The following is a 16709-nucleotide window of genomic DNA, read 5'->3' as shown; positions in this document are numbered from 1 at the left end:
CTTCCAATTACCCACAATTTGCGGTCGATTTAGACGACGTGTCCGCGGCGAAAACTTGAATCGGCAGAATCTCTTGTGATTCGTTGTCGAGCACCTGATTCGAATTTGATGGTGCTTGGTGGGCTTGGTACTAAAGGATCTTGCGGAAGCGCGTGCTCAGCGATTGACGACCGGCATCGAGACGTGGGTTGATCGGGAAGTTGCGGGATGCGAGTTTAAGGATGAGCGGCTCGGCCGCCGATTTTGCAAGTTGCTCGGGCTGATCGGGAGCGACATGGGTCAGAGCATCCCGCTGGTTTGTCAGGACTGGGCGAACACGAAGGCCGCGTATCGCTTCTTCTCCAACGAACGGGTCAACGAGGCGGATATTCTTGGCGGCCACTTTGAGGCGACGCACGGGCGCGCGACGACAACGGAGGGGCCGATCCTTGTCCTCCATGACACGACGGAATTCAGCTTCAAGCGAGAGAAGCCGGATCTGATTGGCTTTACAGGTAAGACGGCAGGGCGCACGCAGTGCGGCATCCTGATGCATTCGAGCCTCGCCGTGACGACCGAGGGGCTTCCGCTCGGACTGGCGGCAATCAAGTTCTGGACACGCAAGAAGTTCAAGGGGACGACGGCCCTGAAGCGAAAGATCAATCCGACACGGGTTCCGATCGAGCAGAAGGAGAGCATCCGCTGGCTGGAGAATTTACGACAATCGACCGACCTTCTCGCTGCCCCTGGACAATGCGTTCATATCGGCGATCGCGAGAGCGACATCTATGAGCTGTTCTGTCTGGCCGAAGAGGTTGGAACGCATTTCCTGGTGCGAACCTGCGTTGATCGACTCGCCGGGGACGGCAATCATACAATTGCCGACGAAATGGACGAGGTCGCGGTCAAAGGTCTGCACCGGGTGGCTGTCAAGGATGACAAAGGTGATCCGGATGAAGCGCTTCTTGAAATTCGATTCCGCAAGCTTCGAATTCTGCCGCCGATCGGCAAGCAGAAGAAATATCCTGCACTCACTCTGACCGTGATCCATGCTCAAGAGCGCGGAACGCCGAAGCGGCGAAAGAAAATCGAGTGGAAGCTTCTCACCGATCTCCCGGTCCAATCGCGCAAGGACGCCATCGAGAAGCTCGAGTGGTACGCGCTGCGGTGGAAGATCGAAGTCTTCCATAAGATCCTCAAATCGGGCTGCAAGGCGGAGGAGTCGAAATTGCGAACCGCTGAGCGATTGGTCAATCTGATCGCGGTCTTCTGCATTGTGAGCTGGCGCGTCTTCTGGATGACGATGCTCAATCGCTCCACGCCGAATGCGCCGCCGCAAACGGCGCTGACGGAAACCGAAATCAAGCTTCTCGATCATTTGGTGAAAGATCGGGGTGCCAACCGCTCTCAACGAACCACGATCTCCCACTACGTCGTCAAGATCGCGCGGCTCGGAGGATACTTGGCCCGAGCCAACGATCCGCCTCCAGGAAATACCGTGATCTGGCGCGGACTATCGCGACTGATCGACATCGAATTGGGGGCCGCGATCGGGGCTAAAATTATGGGTAATTGAAAGGTAAGCCTCGGCCCTACTCCGCGGCCGCAGCCGCGCCTCCAGCGCGTCGAGCTTGCTGCCGTCACGCCAATGTTGAACGAGGACACGCGAAGCGGCTTCGATCTGATTCTTGTCGAGCATGTGTCCTTACCCGATGATGATTCTTGTTCTTGGTCCTATCCGCCACAGCAGCTGCAGCATGGCCGCTCGTGTCATGGAGATGCAGCCTGCGGTCGGGCCGAAATTGTCGCGCGCCAGGTGCAGGAACACCGCGCTGCCGCGGCCGGCGATGCGCGGGCATGTGTTGTGATCGATCTCGATGATGAAATCATAGAGATGGTCGTCGCGCTTGAGCCGATCACCGCCCTCGCCCTGCCCGCGCCGGATCCACTGGTTGTAATGGCGGTCACCGGGGTCCTCGCACCAGGCGTCCGTGTCGGTGATGATGCGCGCCGGCAGAAACGTCCTGGGACGGCTGTGCCGGTCGCCCCGCCACCATAATTGCCGGGGCCGAAAGCTGCCCCTGGGAGTGCCGCCATCGCCTTCGCGCTTGTTGGCCAGAATGCCGCCGCGCCCCAGCGCCACCGGGATTGTCAGGCCGCCGGCCCTCAGCCAGCCCCTGCGCGGATTCCCGGCGGCAGGCTTAACGCGGATCGCGGACAGTGGTCCGTTGCCTCGATTCCCGGTGTAACTAACTGACACAGCTTTGTTTTTCATGTGAAATCGCGATGTCGAATTCATTACAGGACATTCATCGAACCGTCCTGCTATTCTAGGTTAGAGTGTTTCCGGCTTGTGAATCGGTAGCAGCCCACTACTTCAACACGAACAACAATAAAAACAGCGACCCCTAAACTTTCCCATCACGGCTGGGTGCCGCATGCATGCGCGCCTCGCCGGACTCCAAAAGGATGATCCCCCATGGCCAATGCCCGCAAGATCCTGATCGTGGATGACGATACCGATCTGCGCGATACGTTGGTGGAGCAATTATCGCTACACGAAGAGTTTGAAGCCTCCGCCGTCGATACCGGCGCCAAGGGCGCCAGCGCCGCAAAAGCCAACGCCCCTGATCTTGTTCTGATGGATGTCGGCCTCCCCGACACCGACGGCCGCGAGGTGGTCCGCTCCCTGCGCAAAGGCGGCTTCAAGGCGCCGATCATCATGCTGACGGGGCACGACACCGATTCCGACACGATTCTGGGCCTGGAATCAGGGGCCAATGACTATGTCGCGAAGCCCTTCCGCTTCGCCGTGCTGCTCGCCCGCATCCGCGCCCAGCTGCGCCAGCACGAGGCCAGCGAGGACGCGGTGTTCTCGGTCGGCCCCTACTCCTTCCGCCCCGGCTCCAAGATGCTGACCGCGGCCAATGCCCGCAAGGTCCGCCTCACCGAGAAGGAAACGGCGATCCTGCGCTTCCTCTACCGGGCCGGCCAGATGCCGGTCTCGCGCGAGACCCTGCTCCAGGAGGTCTGGGGCTACAATTCCGGCGTCACCACCCACACGCTGGAAACCCACATCTACCGCCTCCGCCAGAAGATCGAGAAGGATGCCGCCAACCCGGAGATCCTGGTCACGGAAGCCGGTGGCTACAAGCTGGTGCCGTGATACGTTCCGGATACGCGCGATTCGTCGTAAATTGGCGCGTTCCTCGAGCCTCGGACCGGAATGTCAATCGACGATGACGTAGCGCTGCTTGAGCGTGTCCCGACACTGCGCCTGTTGGGAGACGCCTCGTTGCGCATGCTGGCGATCGGCTCCGAGCAGCGCGACTTCGTCCGCGGCGACATCCTGTTCAATCTCGGGGACGATGCCGACGCCGGCTTCGTGGTCCAGCGCGGCGCCTTTCGCGTCGATGACGGCGCCGGCGCCGAGATGATCGCAGGTCCCGGCACGCTGATCGGCGAGCTCGCCCTGGTCGTGCCGATGAAGCGGCCGTCCGGTGCGGTGGCGCTGGAGAACTCCTCCGTCATCCGCGTCGCACGCAGCCTGTTTCAGCGCGTGCTCGAGAGCGATCCCGCCGCCGCGGTGCGCCTGCGCGACGAATTCGCCATCCGCTCCAGCCAGATCGCCAGCGATATTCTGATGGCGGGTTCGAAGCTGAGTACGTAGCTCATGGTGCCGTAGCCCGGATGGAGCGAAGCGCAATCCGGGGCAGTCTTTCCGCACGCGAGAATCCCGGATTTCGCTGCGCTCCATCCGGGCTACGGGCGCTCATACCTCCAGCGTCACCGTCACAGGCACGTGGTCCGATGGCCGCTCCCAGCTGCGGGCATCGCGTAATATCTTGAAATCCTGCACCGCGTCCTTCAGCGCGCGCGAGACCCAGATGTGGTCGAGCCGCCGGCCGCGGTCGCCGACGGTCCAGTCGGCGGAGCGATAGCTCCACCAGGTGTAGACCTTTTCCGACATCGGAATGCGGTCGCGTGCGACGTCGACCCACTCGCCGGCCTCGAGCGCCGCCTTCAGCTTTTCGGTTTCTACAGGCGTGTGCGAGACGACCTTCAGCAGCTGCTTGTGCGACCACACGTCGTTCTCGTGCGGCGCGACATTGAGATCGCCGACCAGGATGTGACGATCCTGCTCGCGCGGATGCAGCGGCTCGCAGGCCTTCATCTCGTCGAGGAAGCGAAGCTTGTGGTCGAACTTTTCGTTCAGCGCCGGATCGGGAATGTCGCCGCCGGCGGGGACGTAGAAATTATGCAGCACCAGCGGCTTTGCGATATTGGCCTTCTCGCCGAACGAGACCGAGATATGGCGCGAATCCACCTTGTCGCAGAAGGTGCGGATGTCGGTCGACTCGAACGGAATCTTCGAGACGATGGCGACACCGTGATAGCCCTTCTGTCCGTTCAGCGCGACATGCTCATAGCCGAGTCGCTTGAAGCGCTTCAGCGGAAAGGCATCGTCGATGCATTTGGTCTCCTGCAGACACAGCACGTCCGGCCGCGCGCTTTTGAGAAATTTCGCGACCAGATCGATGCGCAGCCGCACCGAATTGATGTTCCAGGTTGTCAGGGAAAGACGCATGGGAGGTGCGTCTTAGCATGGATTGGCGTGGGCGAAATGCCTGTCCACAGGGACGGTGCCGTAGGGTGGGTTAGCCGTGCAGGTGCGCGAAGCGCATCTGCTCGGCGTAACCCACCAACCTCTGCATCCGCGGAGCCAAACAGTGATGGGTTACGCCTCGCGGTTTGCGCTTCGCGCAATCCGCGGGGCTAACCCGCCCTACGGCGCCGTCAGCCCGGCGACGGCACGTTGTAATTGGTGAAGTCGATCTTGAACATGTTCGGATCGAGCTTCTTGGTCGTGTCCAGATTGTAGACCGCAAATGTGGTGTCGTAGCCTTGCGGATCGGTCACGGTCCATTGCTTCAACTGGCCGTCCTTGGCGCCGAGCATCAGCAGGAGGCGGCTGGTGCCGACCAGTGCCTGCTTCTCCTCGATCGTGACGCTGATGAAGAGGTCGTCGGCGGAGACGTTGACGACGTTGGTGTCCTTCATCAGGTCGATGCGATCGGACAGCAGGAAGCGGAGCGGCGTCTGCGACAGCGGATAGACGTCTTGCGTCGCAAGCTTGCGATCGCGCACCACGACGGAGGATCCATCGGCGACGATGTCGATCGGGCTCGGCGGATCATATTCGACACGCATCTTGCCCGGTTTCTGGATGTAGAAATCGCCCTGCGTCTTGCTGCCGTCGGGGCCGACCTGGACGAAATTTCCGACCAGCGTCTGCAGCGATGACAGATACGCACTGACCTTGGCGGCCTGCGCCTTCTGCTTGTCGTCGAAGGTCTGGAAGATGCTGCTCGGCACGTTGCGGCGCGGATCCGGAATAATCGGATTCGGTGGCGCTTGCGTTGCGCCTGAGATCGCCGGTCCGCCCGATGGCGGAGCGGCGTCACGCGCCTTCGGCGCCGGCTTCGGCACGGGGACCGTCTGCGCGACCGACGCTACGGTCATCGTCGCGGCGGTGACGAGAAGCACGCCGGCCACGCGCGCGCTGCGCGCGGCGAGAGAGGCTGCGAATCCAAGGTCCGGATGTCTGGTCAACGCGTCGTCCTAACGTGGCTGGCGCCGTTTTAGCGTGATTTCGGGCAAAAGCAGAGATCGAATTTGCGTGACAATAGCGTTCGGAGGCGGGTGGGTCGCTCGTTGCCTCACATGTGACTGTCTTCTTCCTCGACCAGAATCTCGCGTTTGCCGGCGTGATTGGCGGGTCCGACAATGCCTTCCAGTTCCATGCGCTCCATCAGCGATGCAGCACGGTTGTAGCCGATTTGCAGGCGGCGCTGGATGTAGCTGGTCGAGGCCTTGCGGTCGCGCTTGACGATCGCGACGGCCTGCTGGAACAGATCGCCGCCACCATCCGCACCCATGCCGCTGGCGTCGAACACGGCGCCGCCATCTTCGTCCTCGGTCGGCTCTTCGGCCGTGACTGCTTCCAGATATTCCGGCTGGCCCTGCGTCTTGAGATGGCGCACCACCTTCTCGACTTCCTCGTCCGAGGCAAACGGCCCGTGCACGCGGCTGATGCGGCCGCCGCCGGCCATGTAGAGCATGTCGCCCTGGCCGAGCAGCTGCTCGGCGCCCATCTCGCCCAGAATGGTGCGGCTGTCGATCTTGGAGGTGACCTGGAAGGCGATGCGGGTCGGGAAGTTTGCCTTGATGGTGCCGGTGATGACGTCGACCGACGGACGCTGTGTCGCGAGGATCACATGCAGGCCGGCGGCGCGCGCCATCTGCGCGAGGCGCTGCACCGCGCCTTCGATGTCCTTGCCGGCGACCATCATCAGGTCGGCCATTTCGTCGACGATGATGACGATGTAGGGCAGCGGATCGAGCGAGAGCTTCTCTTCCTCGTAGATCGCCTTGCCGGTTTCCTTGTCAAAGCCGGTATGCACCGTGCGCGTCGGCTCTTCGCCCTTGGCCTTCAACTCGAGCAGGCGCGTGTTGTAGCCGTCGATGTTGCGCACACCGAGCTTGGCCATGTTCTTGTAGCGCTCTTCCATCTCGCGCACGGCCCATTTCAGCGCGACCACCGCCTTCTTCGGGTCGGTCACGACGGGCGTGAGCAGATGGGGAATGCCGTCATAGACGGAGAGTTCGAGCATCTTCGGATCGACCATGATCAACCGGCACTGATCGGGGCGCAGCCGGTAGACCAGGCTGAGGATCATGGTGTTGATCGCAACCGACTTACCGGAGCCGGTGGTACCGGCGATCAGCATGTGCGGCGTGCGTGCGAGATCGATGATGACGGGGTCGCCGCCGATGGTCTTACCAAGGCAGAGCGGCAGCTTCGCGACCGTGTCGGTGGCTTCCTTCGCCACCAGCAATTCGCGCAGGTAAACCTTCTCGCGGTGCGCGTTCGGCAACTCGATGCCGATGGCGTTGCGGCCGGGCACGACCGCGACGCGCGCCGACAGGGCGCTCATCGAGCGGGCGATATCGTCGGCAAGGCCGATCACACGGGATGATTTGATGCCCGGTGCCGGCTCGAGCTCGTACAGCGTGACGACGGGACCCGGATTGGCCTTCACGATCTCGCCGCGGACGCCAAAGTCCTGCAGCACGCCTTCGAGCGAGCGCGAATTGGTCTCGAGCTCGGCCTTGCTGAGCGGCTGGCGATCGCCGGCCTTCGGCGCGGCCAGCATGGAGACGGAGGGAAGATCGAACTTGTCGGAGCCCTTCTTGGGCGCCGCCTTCGGCGCAGCCTTCTTGCGCGAGGTGCGCGCGGGCGCCTCTTCCTCTTCTTCCTCCTCCTCGACTTCTTGCTCGTCGTGCTCGTCCTCGTAGTCGTCGTCCGCGGCCTGCGGCGAGATCGAGGGCGCGACGCGGCTGCCACCAAGATTGGGCTCCTGCCGACTGAACGAAGCCGGCTTGGTCTTGCTGCCGCTTGAAACCAGCGAGCGATAAGCAGCCCCACAAAGCCAGATCAGGCGTGCCTTGGTGCTCATCAGCGCGTGGAACAGAAAGCCCAGCGACACCGAACCGCGATCGCTGTCCTCGCCGTCTTCGAGCGGCTTGTCGTCGTCCTCGATCTCCGCAAGCTCCTCGTCATGCTCGCGCGCGCCGAGGCCGCAGGCGATCAGGAAGGTTGCTGTGAGCGCCACGAACAGGATAGCGCCGAGCACGATGCGATAGATCGCGCCAGGCGGTCCGAAGATCACCGCTGGCGCGCGCACCAGCGCATCGCCAACCACGCCGCCGAGCCCGGTCGGCAGCGGCCAGGCGCCGCCATGCGGCCAGCAGCTGACGAAGCCCGCCGCGATCACCGTGCACAGAATCCAGCAGCCGAGCCGCAGCGCCTCGCGGTCGAACGGGCGGTGGGTCATCATGCGCCAGCCCCACACCGCGACCGTCAGGATCAGCATGATGGCGCCGAGGCCGAGGATCTGCATCGCGAGGTCGGCGCCGATGGCGCCGGCATAGCCGAGGATATTGTGGATCGGCCGTGAGGTCGCGTGGCTGAGGCTCGGGTCCTGCACCGACCAGGTCATCAACGCGGCGGAGGCGACGCCCGAGAGCGTGACCAGGCCAAAGCCGGTCAGCTCGCGCAAACGCCGGCTCAGCGCTTCGCGGATCGAAGGCGGCAGATGGCCGACCAGGGGAATCACACGTTCGATTGCCGACATGCTCATGGGCCCCGCCTAACCCAGAGTTTCGACCAGCCGGTGCAGCGCCTGCGCCGTGGTCTCACTGTCCTGCACCAGCGCCAGGCGGATGTAGCCGGCACCGGGATTGAAGCCGTCGGGCTGAAGCCGCGCCAGATAGGAGCCGGGCACCACGCGCACGCCGGCCTCCCTGAAGAGCTTCAGAGTCACGGCGACATCGTCGCCGATCTCTGACGTGTTGAGCCAGACGCAGAAGCCGGCATCAGGCCGGCGATAGCCGTAACGATTGCCGATGATCTGGTCGGCGAGATCGAACTTGATCCGGTAGAGCCTGCGGTTCTCCTCGACATGCGCCTCGTCGCCATAGGCGACGATCGCGACCTGCTGCAATGGCATCGGCACCTGGGGAGCTGCGATGTTGCGCAGCTCCAGGAACTTGCCGATGAACGTCTTGTCGCCGGCGGCGAAGCCGACGCGCAGGCCCGGCAGGTTGGAGCGTTTCGACAGCGACTGGAACGCGGCAACGCGGGTGAAATCGGGCCCTGCGCATTCGAGCGCGCTGCCCGGCGCCTGACGGGTGTAGATTTCCGAATAGCACTCGTCGCTGAGGATCATGAAGTTGTGGCGATCGGCGAGGCTTTTCAGGCGGGTGAAATAATCGCGCGAGGCGACCGAGCCCTGCGGGTTGGCGGGCGAGGCCAGATAGAACGCCACGGTGCGCGCCAGCGTCGCCTCGTCGATGGCATCGAGATCGGGCAGGAAGCCGTTTTCGACCGTGGTCGGCAGATAGACCGGCTCNGCCGCTGCACCGGCGCCGGCGCCGTAGACCGGATAGAACGGGTTCGGCATCAGGATCGCGGGCTTGCCGGGCTTCGGGCCGACATAGCGCGCCGCCGCGATCGCGGCGAGGAACAGCCCCTCGCGGCTGCCATTGAGCACGAGAAGCTCGCTTTTGGGGTCGAGCGCGCGCGGCAGCTTGAAACGCGACGACAGCCAGGCGCTCGCAGCGTTGCGGAACGGCTCCATGCCCTGGTTCATCGGGTAACGGCCGAAATCGGCGACGTGCTTGGCCAGCACCGGGCCGACGAAGTCAGGCACGGGATGCTGCGGCTCGCCGACAGCCAGCGAAATCAAGGGCTTGCCGGGCTCATGCGGAGCCAGCAGCTCGTTCAGCCGGACGAAGGGCGAGCGTTGGTTGTCGGAGCTTCCACTGGCCTGCGGCGCACGGGATGAAGCGGTCATGACCATTCTGGGCGCCAGTACTCTCGGAACGGCCGGTCGCGCGCTGCGCGCCGGCGGGAAAGCGGTTCAGTTCACCATAGATAGGGCGAGGTTAAGACGCGATTAACCATCGGCGGGCCGCTCCGTCCAGAGCCGGAAAAATGAGGCCGGATAACAACGGGATGGCGGGGTGGTCACCTCTCCCCCAAGGCACGCGGGGGAGGGAGCGCACCGTCATGGTGGCTTAATGCCCCGGCAGCTTCTCGAATGTCATCATCCCCGCGGGGATCGCGTGGAACTCCTGCTTGTCGCAGGTGTAGATCGCCACCTGCGGCTGGAATTGTTCCGGGTCGTCCAGCGTGCCGACCTTGACCACGACGGCCGGCAGGCCGGGTATTTTCGTGATGAGATGGGTGCCGCACTCGGGGCAGAAATCGCGCGTGACGGCGCGCTCGAGGTCCTTGCGGGTGAACTGCTTGGGCTGGCCAGTGATGTAGGTGAAGCCGTTCGCCGGCATCGCGATGAAGGTGTTGGGTGCGCCGCCTGAGATGTACTGGCACTCGCGGCAGTGACATTGCCCCTGCATCATCGGATCGCCCTCGGCCGCGTAGCGCACCTCGCCGCAATAGCATCCGCCTTCCAAGCGCATCACGACCTCCCGTGTTGTTATTCGTTGTGGTCGTTATTTCTGCGCCGGCAATCTGGAATGGCAATGCTTTTCTTAGGGTCGCCGGACCTAAAAGCAATCTGGCAAAAAAAAAGGGCTCCAACTTGCGCTGGAGCCCCTCAACGGTCGGGGCATTGCCGGGTATGTGCCCAAACCGTAGGAGTGGACGCGATCTCAAGGGAAATCGCGGCCGGGAGGAGACGTTACATGTTGTAGGCGCGCTCGGTGTGCTCGGTGATGTCGAGGCCTTCACGCTCGGTCTCGACATTGGCGCGGAGGCCAACGATCACATCGACGACCTTGTAGAGGATCGCCGAACCGATGCCCGACCACACTAGCGTGGTGCCGACCGCCTTGAGCTGGGACAGCATCTGCGCAGCGAAGTCGTAATCGGCAACCTTCGGCGGGATCGCGGTGTAGTCGATGATGCCGGCGCCGCCGAGAGCCGGGTTCACCAGGATGCCGGTGCCGAGGGCGCCGACGATGCCGCCGATGCAGTGCACGCCGAACACGTCGAGCGAGTCGTCGTAGCCGAGCGCGTTCTTCACCACGGTGCAGAAGAACAGGCAGACCACGCCGACCACGAGACCGAGGACGATCGCACCCATCACGCCGGCGAAACCGGCGGCAGGCGTGACGGCCACGAGGCCCGCGACAGCGCCGGAGATGACGCCGAGCACCGACGGATGACCCTTCACGATCCACTCCGCGAACATCCACGACAGCGCGGCGGCTGCGGTGGCGACGAAGGAGTTGGTCATGGCGAGCGCAGCGCCGCCGTTGGCCTCCAGGTTGGAGCCGGCGTTGAAGCCGAACCAGCCGACCCAGAGCAGCGAGGCGCCGATCATCGACATGGTCAGCGAGTGCGGAGCCATCAGCTCCTTGCCGTAACCGACGCGCTTGCCGATCAGGAGGGCGCCGACCAGGCCGGCGATGCCGGCGTTGATGTGCACCACGGTGCCGCCCGCGAAGTCGATCGCGCCCGCCTTGAAGATCCAGCCGGCGTCGGCGTTGATCTCGTCGAGCTTGGCCTGAGCCGCGGTCTTCGCCGCCGCATCACCCGCAGCAGCCAGAGCCTTGGCCGCGTCCTGGATCGCGTCCGGGCCGGGCCAGTACCAGACCATGTGCGCGATCGGGAAGTAGATCAGCGTGACCCAGAGCGGGATGAAGAGCGCGACGGCCGCGAACTTCATGCGCTCGGCGAAGGCGCCGACGATGAGGGCGGGCGTGATCGCCGCGAAGGTCATCTGGAAGCACACATAGACGAGCTCCGAGATGTTGGCGTCGACCGAGAAGGTCGCGGCCTTCGAGTCGGTGGTGACGCCCATCATGAAGGCCTTGGAGAAGCCGCCGATGAAGTCGGAGCCGCCGGTGAAGGCGAGGCTGTAGCCGTACACGGCCCAGATCACGGTGACGACGCAGACGGTGTAGAACACCTGCATCAGGACCGAGAGCATGTTCTTGGAACGAACGAGGCCGCCGTAGAACAGCGCGAGACCCGGGATCGTCATCAACAGCACGAGGACTGTCGATGTCAGCATCCAGGCGTTATCCCCCTTGTTGACCGTTGGCTCGGCATAGGCTGCGGTCGCAGCGAAAAGGCCGACTGCGAGAGCCGCCAATCCCGCGCCATAGGGACGCTTAAACGTCATTGCATTTACTCCTGATTGAATTTTGGTTGAGCGCGAAATCAAAGGGCCGCGCCGTCGGCCTCGCCGGTGCGGATGCGGACCGCATGGTCGAGGTTGATGACGAAGATCTTGCCGTCGCCGATCTGTCCGGTTTTCGCAGCGGACGTGATGGCGTCGATGGTTTTGTCGACCTGCTCGGAGGCGACAGCGACTTCGATCTTGATCTTGGGCAGGAAGCTCACGGCATATTCGGCGCCGCGATAGATTTCCGTATGGCCTTTCTGCCGGCCATATCCCTTGACTTCCGTCACCGTGAGACCGTGAACGCCAATGGCGGTCAGGGCGTCACGGACTTCTTCCAACTTGAATGGCTTGATAATCGCCATAACAATTTTCATGGGTCCTATCCCCGCTTGGCCCGGTCCGGACATGGCCGGGCGTTTCTCGACTGGTTCGCCACGAGGGAGACGTTTCACTACGCGGGCACAGCCACGCGCCGTAGAATCAAATGCCGTGCCAGATCGGGCGGGTTGCCTAACGGACTATGAAAACGGGTGTTTTCGCGCCCAGCTTGTATTGCGGTGCAGTGCGCCAATACGTCGCGCTCAAAACGTGATCAGGACTGATCAAAATACAGGCACGACAGGCTGCCGACACAATGTTGCTCATGCGTCGGGCAGTAGAAAGGTATTTTCTTACAGGGTGAGGCTCACCGAAGAGCGCCGCTGCGCTGCAGAAGATGGAGCGCGACCTTCGGCTGCTTACAGGATGGTCGGAACCGACGGGGATAATCAGGCCGGGGCGCGTTCCGTGAACACCCGGTCGACCAGGCCCCATTCAACCCCCTGCTGGGCGGTCATGAAGTGATCGCGGTCCAGGGTGCGCTCGACCTCCGCTTCGCTACGGCCGCAATGCTGCGCATAGAGCCGGATGATGCGCCGCTTGGTTTCCTGCATCTCGTTGGCATGGATCAGGATGTCGGACGCCTGACCCTGGAAGCCGCCGAGCGGCTGATGCACGTGAAGGCTGGCATTGGGCAGCGCGGCGCGGTGACCGGGCTCGCCGGCCATCAGCAGGAATGAGCCCATCGAGCGCGCCGTGCCCATGCACAGCGTATGCACCGGCGCCTTGATGAACTGCATGGTGTCGTACATCGCCAGCCCGGAGGTGACGACGCCGCCGTAGGAATTGATGTAGAGATTGATCGGCCGGTTCGGATTCTCTGCTTCCAGAAACAACAGCTGTGCGCAGACCAGGCCCGACATCGCGTCGTTGACCTCGCCGTTGAGGAAGATGATGCGCTCGCGCAAGAGGCGCGAATAGATGTCGAAAGATCGTTCGCCGCGCGCGGATTGTTCGACGACCATAGGCACGAGCTGAAGCATGTCGCGCATCGGCGACCTCCATGTCTAGAGGTGATGAAGTTTGTGGGTGGTTAGGCCGCCGCGCGCATCACGCAGCAATTGCTGTTGGCCGGCTGCGGCAGCTTGGCGCAGGCCTGCTGAATGATGCGAAAGCGCGTGCCGCCTGACACGTTCGGCTCGATCTTGAAGATGACCTGGCTTTCGCGGAACGGCGGCTCGGAATCGCGCATCCGGTAGCGCACCTCTGCGCCGGGAATCGATGTTTCAGGTTCAGTGCCGGCCAGGTCGCAATCCGGCAGCCAGCGCTCGCGCAATTCGGGAATCGTCACCGCGCGCCAGACTTTTGCAGGCGGTGCATCGAATTCAAACTCGAGCACCAAGGCTTCTTCGACTTTGTCTTCGGAGGGATCAGGCTTTGCGGCGTCGCTCATTGATCCATCTCCTTCAGGAGGTCGGCGAGTGCGTCCATGCGCTTCGGCCAATAGGCGCGGTAGCGCGCAAGCCAGGCCCCGATGGCGACAATTCCTTCGGGATCGACTTCGTAATTCACAAAGCGGCCCTGCCGCTGCTCGCGCACGAGACCTGCCGCGCGCAGCACTGAAAGATGTTGCGACATCGCCGGCTGGCTGATCTCCAGGCCGTCGCGCAAGGCGCTCGCATTGAGGCTGCCGCCGGCGAGCTTCTCAAAGACCTTGCGGCGGGTCGGGTCGGCCAGCGCCTTGAAGATGTCGGCTTCGATCATGTCAACACATAAGCACGCGCTTATGTGTTGCGCAAGTCCCTTACTGAAGCGCCTCACCGTGCTGTGAAATGTCGAGCCCCTCGAGCTCGTGCTCCGGCGACACGCGCAACGGCACGAACAGGCCGACCAGCTTGAGCAGGATGAAGCTCACGCCCGCCGACCAGGCGAAGGTGACGGCGACGCCGTAGAGTTGGATCAGCAATTGCTGCGGATGCCCTTCGAGCAGGCCGGCGGTGCCGCCGATCGCGCTGGTGGCGAATACGCCGGCGAGCAGCGTGCCAGTCAGCCCGCCGATGCCGTGCACGCCGAACACGTCGAGCGAGTCGTCGTAGTTGAAGCGGTGCTTCAGCCAGGTGCAGGCCCAGTAGCAGACTGCGCCTGCGGCGATGCCGATGACGATGCCGTGCCACGGTGCGACAAAGCCCGAGGCCGGCGTGATGGTGCCAAGGCCGGCGACCGCGCCCGAGATCATGCCGAGCACGGAGGGCTTGCGTCGCGTCGACCATTCGATCGCGCCCCAGGTCAGCGCGCCGGAGCAGGCTGCCAGATGCGTTGCGATGATCGCCATCACCGCGCGCGAATTGGCCGCACCCGCCGAGCCGCCGTTGAAGCCGAACCAGCCGACCCACAACAGGCCCGTGCCCATCACCGCCAGCGACAGATCGAACGGCGAAAGATTTTCGGTGCCATAGCCGTGCCGCCGTCCCATCACCTTTGCCGCGACGAGCCCGCCGGTGCCGGCCGACAGATGCACGACGAGGCCGCCGGCGAAATCCAGCACGCCCATGCTGTTGAGGAAGCCGCCGCCCCAGATCCAATGCGCCAGCGGAATGTAGACGAAGATGAACCAGGCGACCGAGAACAGCAGGTAGGCGGAGAATCGCATCCGGTCGGCGACCGAGCCCGCGACCAGCGCCACCGTGATGATCGCAAACGTCATCTGGTACAGCATGAACAGCGCTTCGGGGATCGTCTTCGCTGCCGGGCTGACGCTGTCCATGGTCATGCCGGCGAGGAACCAGCGGTCGAGCGTGCCGAGCCATGGGCCGTCGCCGACGAAGCACAGCGAATAGCCGAACGCCACCCAGAGAATGGAGATCAGGGTCACCGCGGCAAGGCTCTGCGCCATGGTCGCGAGCACGTTCTTCTTGCGCACCATGCCGGAATAGAACAGCGCCAGTCCCGGGATCGTCATCATCAGCACCAGCGCAGTGGCGACGATCATCCAGGCGGTGTCGGCGGTGTTGATCTCTGATGTCGCGGCCCGCGCCGGCGCAGCCTTGAACAACGCAAACCCAATCGGCGCAGCCATAGCGGCTACGCGGCGCAACAATCCCGCCATGTCATTTTCCCCGGCATAGTGATGGCGTCGCACGCTGTGGCGTCGTTGCCGGTGCGATCGACGATGAAGAACTTGGAGCTAGAGCGCGTCGCTGTCGGTCTCGCCGGTGCGGATGCGCAGCGCATGGTCGATCGGCGTGACGAAGATCTTGCCGTCGCCGATTTGCCCGGTGCGCGCCGTGGCTGTGATCACCGCGACCGCCTTCTCGGCGACGTCGGAGGCAACCGCGATCTCGATCCGCAGCTTGGGCAGGAAGTTCACGACGTATTCCGCGCCGCGATAGATCTCGGTGTGGCCCTTCTGGCGGCCATAGCCCTTCACCTCGGTCACGGTCATGCCGTGGACGCCGATCGCCGTCAGGGCCTGACGGACTTCATCGAGCTTGAAGGGTTTGATGATCGCGACGACGAGTTTCATGATTCAGCCTGTTCCCCGGGATGCGCCCGCCGTGTGTCCCCGGCGATGCGTCAATCTGGCATCTTTCCGGGCAAATGGCACAAAAAACTTGCAGATTGAAGCGGAAAAACGTTGGGCCAAGGGCGGTCATGTGAACGGCCGCCTCTGTACAGGGCATCCGTTCGTCGCTCACAATGCATTTTTGGCATGGATGCGGTGAACCCGCGCCGGCTGAGCGGTACATAAGTATTTTGGGGGGCGCGTCATGGCGAGTTGGTTCTACGCATCCGAGGGCAAGCAGCAGGGGCCCTATCCGGAGGGGCAATTCCGCGACCTGATCGCGCAAGGCGTCGTGCGCGCGGATACGCTGGTGTGGTCCGAGGGCATGGCCGGCTGGCAGAAGGCCGCCGAAATTCCTGGATTGATCTCCGGCGGCGGCTCGCCGCCGATCATTCCGACCGGGGGGCCGCCGATGATGGGTGGTGGCGCCTATACCGGCGCGGGCAGCGCCGCCGGCGGATCGCTGTCGGTCGATTTCGGGATCGTCGACTTCACCTGGCGCACGCTGGTGATGCTGATCCTCTCGTGCCTCGTCATTCCGGTGCCGTGGGTGTTCGTCTGGTACACGAAATGGATCGTGTCCTGCGTCAAGGTCCCGGGGCGGCCGAACCTGTCCTTCACCGGCAATGCAATGACGATGGTGCCCTGGTTCTTCGGCTTCATCGTTCTGGCAATTGTGATCGGCTACATCGGCAGCCAGATCCTGAGCACCGCTTTCTACATCGTCCAGATCGTTCTCTACTGGATGCTGCTCAAATGGATGATCGCGAACATCGCATCCAACGGGCAGCCGCTCGGCCTCAGCTTCAACGGCTCGGTGCTCGGCTATATCGGCTGGAACCTGTTGTTCGCGATCTCCCTCATCACCATCATCGGATGGGCCTGGGTCGCGGCCGCCCAGCTGCGCTGGATCTATCGCAATATCGAGGGCACGCGTCGAGAGATCATTTTCAGGGGCAGCGGGCTCGGGATTCTCTGGCGGGGCATCGTGGCGGCGATCCTGTGCAGCTTCATCATCCCGATTCCGTGGGTCTATCGCTGGATCATGAACTGGTTCGCATCGCAGACCGAGCTCGCGCCGCGCGGATCGATGTAAGCACGATCAAGCCATCTCGAGCGCGATGAATTCG

16 protein-coding genes and 2 pseudogenes are annotated in these 16709 nt (G+C 63.2%); 4 read left to right on the top strand and 14 right to left on the bottom strand.

All coding sequences use genetic code 11. From position 1 onward, the window contains the following. Positions 1-118 precede the first annotated feature (118 nt). Complete coding sequence (locus AOQ71_RS25060) at positions 119-1555, top strand: IS4 family transposase (RefSeq protein WP_057740977.1); 1437 nt, start codon at positions 119-121, stop codon at positions 1553-1555. A 129-nt stretch (positions 1556-1684) separates the two neighbouring features. Here the strand turns inward: AOQ71_RS25060 and AOQ71_RS25055 are convergent, their stop codons facing one another. After that, positions 1685-2254: a L,D-transpeptidase family protein gene (locus AOQ71_RS25055; protein ID WP_057752512.1), complete on the bottom strand. Its 570-nt coding sequence runs from the start codon at positions 2252-2254 to the stop codon at positions 1685-1687. Positions 2255-2458: 204 nt separating this feature from the next. Here AOQ71_RS25055 and AOQ71_RS25050 point away from each other — a divergent pair, with 204 nt between their 5' ends. Both AOQ71_RS25050 and AOQ71_RS25045 read left to right on the top strand, forming a co-directional pair. Next, entirely contained in the window at positions 2459-3145 is a 687-nt protein-coding gene (locus AOQ71_RS25050; protein ID WP_007598630.1) for a response regulator transcription factor, read from the top strand. A 60-nt stretch (positions 3146-3205) separates the two neighbouring features. Beyond that, positions 3206-3649 carry a cyclic nucleotide-binding domain-containing protein gene (locus AOQ71_RS25045; protein WP_057752509.1) on the top strand — a complete coding sequence of 148 codons (444 nt, stop codon included), beginning with the start codon at positions 3206-3208 and terminating at the stop codon, positions 3647-3649. Positions 3650-3751: 102 nt separating this feature from the next. Here AOQ71_RS25045 and xth read toward each other — a convergent pair whose 3' ends face one another. From xth to AOQ71_RS24985, 13 genes and pseudogenes are all read right to left on the bottom strand, one after another. Next, positions 3752-4567 carry an exodeoxyribonuclease III gene (gene xth / locus AOQ71_RS25040; RefSeq protein WP_057752506.1) on the bottom strand — a complete coding sequence of 272 codons (816 nt, stop codon included), beginning with the start codon at positions 4565-4567 and terminating at the stop codon, positions 3752-3754. A gap of 209 nt (positions 4568-4776) precedes the next feature. After that, a complete protein-coding gene (locus AOQ71_RS25035) occupies positions 4777-5535 on the bottom strand; it encodes an outer membrane lipoprotein carrier protein LolA (RefSeq protein ID WP_057752503.1) in 759 nt (252 codons plus the stop codon). A 164-nt stretch (positions 5536-5699) separates the two neighbouring features. Next, complete coding sequence (locus AOQ71_RS25030) at positions 5700-8183, bottom strand: DNA translocase FtsK (RefSeq protein ID WP_057752501.1); 2484 nt, start codon at positions 8181-8183, stop codon at positions 5700-5702. A gap of 9 nt (positions 8184-8192) precedes the next feature. Then, positions 8193-8954, bottom strand: a pseudogene (locus tag AOQ71_RS48435) (aminotransferase class I/II-fold pyridoxal phosphate-dependent enzyme); the annotation flags it as partial. A 1-nt stretch (position 8955) separates the two neighbouring features. Next, positions 8956-9404 (bottom strand): annotated as a pseudogene (locus AOQ71_RS48430) (aminotransferase class I/II-fold pyridoxal phosphate-dependent enzyme); the annotation flags it as partial. 217 nt (positions 9405-9621) lie between these two features. Then, entirely contained in the window at positions 9622-10026 is a 405-nt protein-coding gene (locus AOQ71_RS25020) for a GFA family protein (protein ID WP_057752495.1), read from the bottom strand. 221 nt (positions 10027-10247) lie between these two features. Beyond that, complete coding sequence (locus AOQ71_RS25015; protein WP_057752493.1) at positions 10248-11696, bottom strand: ammonium transporter; 1449 nt, start codon at positions 11694-11696, stop codon at positions 10248-10250. A gap of 38 nt (positions 11697-11734) precedes the next feature. After that, entirely contained in the window at positions 11735-12073 is a 339-nt protein-coding gene (locus AOQ71_RS25010; RefSeq protein WP_057752490.1) for a P-II family nitrogen regulator, read from the bottom strand. 393 nt (positions 12074-12466) lie between these two features. Continuing rightward, positions 12467-13069, bottom strand: coding sequence for an ATP-dependent Clp protease proteolytic subunit (locus AOQ71_RS25005; RefSeq protein WP_057752487.1), 603 nt, complete (start codon positions 13067-13069; stop codon positions 12467-12469). Positions 13070-13110: 41 nt separating this feature from the next. Continuing rightward, complete coding sequence (locus tag AOQ71_RS25000; RefSeq protein ID WP_057752484.1) at positions 13111-13470, bottom strand: SRPBCC family protein; 360 nt, start codon at positions 13468-13470, stop codon at positions 13111-13113. Then, positions 13467-13781 carry an ArsR/SmtB family transcription factor gene (locus tag AOQ71_RS24995; protein ID WP_057752481.1) on the bottom strand — a complete coding sequence of 105 codons (315 nt, stop codon included), beginning with the start codon at positions 13779-13781 and terminating at the stop codon, positions 13467-13469. Before AOQ71_RS24995 ends, AOQ71_RS25000 begins: the two co-directional genes overlap by 4 nt. Before the next feature lie 40 nt (positions 13782-13821). Beyond that, entirely contained in the window at positions 13822-15123 is a 1302-nt protein-coding gene (locus tag AOQ71_RS24990) for an ammonium transporter (RefSeq protein WP_057752478.1), read from the bottom strand. Between the two features lie 78 nt (positions 15124-15201). Then, positions 15202-15540 (bottom strand): P-II family nitrogen regulator, encoded by a 339-nt coding sequence (locus tag AOQ71_RS24985; protein ID WP_057752475.1) that lies wholly within the window; start codon positions 15538-15540, stop codon positions 15202-15204. 244 nt (positions 15541-15784) lie between these two features. On the opposite strand from AOQ71_RS24985, the gene AOQ71_RS24980 reads away from it, so the two are divergent. Then, positions 15785-16675: a DUF4339 domain-containing protein gene (locus AOQ71_RS24980; protein WP_057752472.1), complete on the top strand. Its 891-nt coding sequence runs from the start codon at positions 15785-15787 to the stop codon at positions 16673-16675. The last annotated feature ends 34 nt before the right edge of the window (positions 16676-16709 follow it).

Source organism: Bradyrhizobium manausense (assembly GCF_001440035.1).
GTDB classification, from domain to species: Bacteria; Pseudomonadota; Alphaproteobacteria; order Rhizobiales; family Xanthobacteraceae; genus Bradyrhizobium; species Bradyrhizobium manausense.
Note: the sequence above shows the minus strand (reverse complement) of the source record. Positions and strands in the feature narration are given on the sequence as shown.

Excerpts from the sequence above, each read along its gene's own strand:
- AOQ71_RS25055 (WP_057752512.1), bottom strand. The coding sequence starts at position 2,254 with ATGAAAAACAAAGCTGTGTCAGTTAGTTACACCGGGAATCGAGGCAAC.
- AOQ71_RS25050 (WP_007598630.1), top strand. The coding sequence starts at position 2,459 with ATGGCCAATGCCCGCAAGATCCTGATCGTGGATGACGATACCGATCTG.
- AOQ71_RS25045 (WP_057752509.1), top strand. The coding sequence starts at position 3,206 with ATGTCAATCGACGATGACGTAGCGCTGCTTGAGCGTGTCCCGACACTG.
- xth (WP_057752506.1), bottom strand. The coding sequence starts at position 4,567 with ATGCGTCTTTCCCTGACAACCTGGAACATCAATTCGGTGCGGCTGCGC.
- AOQ71_RS25030 (WP_057752501.1), bottom strand. The coding sequence starts at position 8,183 with ATGAGCATGTCGGCAATCGAACGTGTGATTCCCCTGGTCGGCCATCTG.
- AOQ71_RS25020 (WP_057752495.1), bottom strand. The coding sequence starts at position 10,026 with ATGCGCTTGGAAGGCGGATGCTATTGCGGCGAGGTGCGCTACGCGGCC.
- AOQ71_RS25015 (WP_057752493.1), bottom strand. The coding sequence starts at position 11,696 with ATGACGTTTAAGCGTCCCTATGGCGCGGGATTGGCGGCTCTCGCAGTC.
- AOQ71_RS25010 (WP_057752490.1), bottom strand. The coding sequence starts at position 12,073 with ATGAAAATTGTTATGGCGATTATCAAGCCATTCAAGTTGGAAGAAGTC.
- AOQ71_RS25005 (WP_057752487.1), bottom strand. The coding sequence starts at position 13,069 with ATGCGCGACATGCTTCAGCTCGTGCCTATGGTCGTCGAACAATCCGCG.
- AOQ71_RS25000 (WP_057752484.1), bottom strand. The coding sequence starts at position 13,470 with ATGAGCGACGCCGCAAAGCCTGATCCCTCCGAAGACAAAGTCGAAGAA.
- AOQ71_RS24995 (WP_057752481.1), bottom strand. The coding sequence starts at position 13,781 with ATGATCGAAGCCGACATCTTCAAGGCGCTGGCCGACCCGACCCGCCGC.
- AOQ71_RS24990 (WP_057752478.1), bottom strand. The coding sequence starts at position 15,123 with ATGGCGGGATTGTTGCGCCGCGTAGCCGCTATGGCTGCGCCGATTGGG.
- AOQ71_RS24985 (WP_057752475.1), bottom strand. The coding sequence starts at position 15,540 with ATGAAACTCGTCGTCGCGATCATCAAACCCTTCAAGCTCGATGAAGTC.
- AOQ71_RS24980 (WP_057752472.1), top strand. The coding sequence starts at position 15,785 with ATGGCGAGTTGGTTCTACGCATCCGAGGGCAAGCAGCAGGGGCCCTAT.